Source organism: Acutalibacter sp. (genome assembly GCF_056800975.1).
Map to the genome: position 1 here is coordinate 1 of NZ_JBQISV010000143.1, position 3,636 is coordinate 3,636.

General features: G+C 62.8%; 2 protein-coding genes. Both read right to left on the bottom strand.

Going from position 1 to position 3,636, the window contains the following annotated elements:
- Nucleotides 1-190: 190 nt before the first annotated feature.
- On the bottom strand, nucleotides 191-1,726 hold the full coding sequence (locus ACTO5E_RS10515; RefSeq protein ID WP_482303466.1) for a putative ABC transporter permease: 1,536 nt from the start codon (nucleotides 1,724-1,726) through the stop codon (nucleotides 191-193).
- A gap of 208 nt (nucleotides 1,727-1,934) precedes the next feature.
- Nucleotides 1,935-3,476 (bottom strand): NAD(P)H-hydrate dehydratase, encoded by a 1,542-nt coding sequence (locus ACTO5E_RS10520; protein ID WP_482303467.1) that lies wholly within the window; start codon nucleotides 3,474-3,476, stop codon nucleotides 1,935-1,937.
- Between the last annotated feature and the right edge of the window lie 160 nt (nucleotides 3,477-3,636).

Below are 3,636 nucleotides of genomic sequence, written 5' to 3' on the forward strand. Positions count from 1 at the left end.
CAGCGTCACGCTGGGAGAGAAGGGCGTTGTTGTCAGCATGTAGTGTCAAACCGCGACGGAAAGTCTTGCGGTCAGCGCCCGTCAGCGCTGGCAAGCCAGCGCGCTTCGCGAATTGGGTCCAGCGTCACGCTGGGGATGGAGGACGTTGTTGTCAGCGGGCAGTATCAAACCGCGACGGAAAGCCCTGCGGTCAGTGCCCGTCAGCGCTGGCGTGCCAGCGCGCTTCGCGAACTGCCTGCGGGGGCACCCCGCGACCGACGAATTGCATGTGGGGGTAGATGATGGCCAGGCGGTCGTCGGGGTAGGTCTGGTCAAAGAAGGCCTGGACTGGGTTTTCGGCGGGGACGCCGTTCATGCGCTGGTATTGGCGGTAGACTGCGCCTGCGGACACGGCCATGTCGACCAGCATAAACAGGGTGAATGCCGCGGTAAGCCAGCGGCCCAGCTTTTTGGGCACCCGTTCCAGCCAGCGGGAGACCACCGGGTACAGGTCCTTTACCCAGACCAGTCCCAGCACACCCCAGAAAACCGAGTACATCAGGTTGGTGCGGCCGCCTACATTCAGCATGGAGTCGCTGTACTCCCAGGAAACGCTGCCAAAGGCCAGTTGTTGAAAAAGACTGCACAGATATTCAAAGCTGGCCCCCAGCACCATGCTGGCCATGAAAATCAGCACGTCACGCTGGTGGTACATTTTGCGCAAGAACAGGGTGATGACCACCGCCCCAAAGCCGTATACCAGAATGAAGGGGCCGTATACCACGCTGACCCGCAGCTCGAACTGGTGGGGCGGCATGATGAGGGCGTAAATCGTTTCCAAGGCCCAGCCCACCACGTTGCCTGCCATGAATATCCAGAATAGCTTTTCGTAGCACAGCATGTAGGCAAAGGGCTTCTCCTGGCCAGGGGCCAGGTGCTCCTCATAGGCGGCAATGGCGGCTTGGTTCCGGCGTTCTATGGCGTCCTTTGACTTGCGCCGGAACACATGGATGCTCTCCTGCAGTGCTTCCAGCTGCTCGTTGTACCGCAGAGAGTGCAGGTCGGGGAAAGCCCGCAGCAGTCGGCGGTGGAGTTGGTTGGCCCGCAGGCTCTGCTCATACTTCTGGCGCAGCTGGGCGGCGTCCTGGCGCCAGAGCTCGGCCTGCTCCACCAGGTCCTGGCCCAGCCGGTCAGAGCCCTCCTTCAGCCGCTGAGAGACAAATTCCAGCATTTTCAGCTTGCGGTTCAGCCCGATGATCGCCGCAACGGTCACTGCCAGGTCTGCCAGCAGCAGCCCGCCCAACACCCCCAGCAGTACCCAGCCCAGAGTTGGGGGAATGCGCTGGGTGAGCCGGGCAGTGGCCGGCACCACAAACCGCACCACAATGGCCCCGGCAAAGCCCCACAGTACCGAGAATTTCAGACAAATGTAGCCGTTGAGATTGTGGGGCTCGTCAGAATAGTCCCACCACTTCTGGTGAAAAATCTTCTCCAACAGCCAGCCCGCCAGCCATTCCAGGGCCGAGCCCACTGCCATAGAGCCGATAATCAGCGCAGCCAGACTGCCCTGGAAGGGCTTCATGAGAAAGGCGATAGCCGCCACGCCCACCCCGTAAATGGGGCAGACCGGGCCGCTGAGAAAGCCCCGGTTGACAAAACGCTTCTCGATGGCCGCAGCGTAAAGCACCTCGCCACACCAGCCCAGAAACGCATAGATGAAGAAGCACCAAAGATAAGTATATGCCATGTGGACCCGCCTTTCGTGATAGGAGCCTGTACCGGATGGCCCGGTTCTTGCGGCCAGTTCCGCTACCGACTGGGCGGCAAGGTCTTGCCGGATAGCCAGCTTGCCTGGGGCTCTGTGCTTGGATGTGGGCAGAGTCATGCCTCCAAAAGCCGGCGCAGGCCTCATTGGTACAGGTTCTGAGTATGTCAAACACATGACAAGAATTTTATCAGATTATATCTCTCTTGTAAAGAGGCGGGAGGCTTTCAAATTCCTTAAGAATTTCCGGCAGGGCCTCTGTCAGGTCTGTGGGCAGCATGGCCCGGGCAGAGAGCCGTCGCTGGCACAGGTCGCCGGCCCTGCCGTGAAGCCAGGCCCCAGCCCAGGCCGCGGAAAAGGGCTGGACGCCCTGGGCCAGCAGGGCCCCCACCACGCCGGCCAGTACGTCGCCGCTGCCGCCCTTTGCCATGCCTGGGTTGCCGGTGGGGTTCAGGGCCAGAGCGCCGGTGGGGGAGGCAATGACTGTGGCCGCACCCTTGAGCAGAACGGCGGCGTGGAATTTTTCCGCTAGCTGCCGGGCCGTGGCAATGCGGTCTTCTTGAATTTCTGGCACACTGCGGCCAGTGAGGCGGGAGGCCTCCCCAGGGTGAGGGGTGAGGACCAGGGGACCGGGGGGCGGCGTAGTCTCGGGATGGCGGGACAGGTAGTTGAGAGCGTCCGCGTCCAGGAGCAGGGGCTTGGGGTTCAGGGAGAAAAGAATGGGGCAGAGAAGTTCCGCCAGCCCGCCCAGTCCACAGCCAGCCACACAGGCAGTGCAGGCCTGGTGGGCGGCGGTGAGCTTTGCAGCTGTCTCGGTAGGTTGGGCGGGGTCGAACAGAGTGTAAATGGCCTCAGGCACAGCCGCCGCCAGAATGGGGTAGATGGAGGCCTCTGCCACGATGTGCAGCAGCCCCACCCCGCAGCGCAACGCTGCCCGAGCCGCCATAATACAGGCCCCGGCCATGCCATAGCTGCCGCACAACAGCAGCAGACGGCCCTGGGTCCCCTTGTTGGCCTGAATGTCTGGCGGGGGGAGAAGGGGGCGGACCTGCTCCGGGCCGGTGAGCTGAACGTTGGTGCGGGATTCGTCTACCAGAGCAGGGGGAATGCCCACCGGGCGCACAAGGACCTGGCCGCAGAAGGACTTGGCGGGGTAGCTGTGGTGGGCGGGCTTTTCCACAGTAAAGGCCAGGGTGGCCTGGGCCCGGAAGGCTCCGGGGCTGGCCCGGCCGGTGTCGCACTCTACGCCGCTGGGCAGGTCGGCGGAAAGCTTGAGGCAGGAGAGAGGCTCTGTCATGGCAAAAACCTGCCGGGAGACAGGGTCGAGCTCCCCCCGGAAGCTGAACCCGAAAACACAGTCCACCACTGCGTCTGCCTGACCGAGGACCTTCTGGACAGCGGAGGACTGGGGGCTGGACAGCACGGTTACTGACTCCGGCAGACGCTGAAAGGCCTGGGCGGCCAGTGGAGTGGCCGGAGGGCCATGAAGGAGGAGCACAGTGCAGAACATCCCCCAGCCGGCCAGATGGCGGGCGCAGACAAAGCCGTCTCCGCCGTTGTTGCCCTTGCCGCAGAGAATGACAGCCTGTTTGCCGGAGAGGGCGGGGAGGCGGTGGTGGAGCTCCTGGGCCAGGGCGAGGCCGGCGTTTTCCATGAGGGATGAGAGGGGGATGCCGGCGCGCTGGGCGGCGGCTTCCAGGGATTGGGTGTCGGATTTGGTGAAGAGGTACATGGGGGACTCCTTTCGAGGAGGGTAAAAGCGGCCATCGCGGGCAAAAGAGCCAAAGCGAAGCAGAAACAAGGCTGCGCGAATGAAAAGTTTCGTCAACCTTTTCAAAGGTTGCAGGGTGTGGGGCAGAGCCCCACGACCTTGACCTTAAAACGGCGGCGCA

Bases quoted from the DNA above. Each gene is read 5' to 3' on its own strand.
- ACTO5E_RS10520 (WP_482303467.1), bottom strand. From the start codon at position 3,476: ATGTACCTCTTCACCAAATCCGACACCCAATCCCTGGAAGCCGCCGCC.
- ACTO5E_RS10515 (WP_482303466.1), bottom strand. From the start codon at position 1,726: ATGGCATATACTTATCTTTGGTGCTTCTTCATCTATGCGTTTCTGGGC.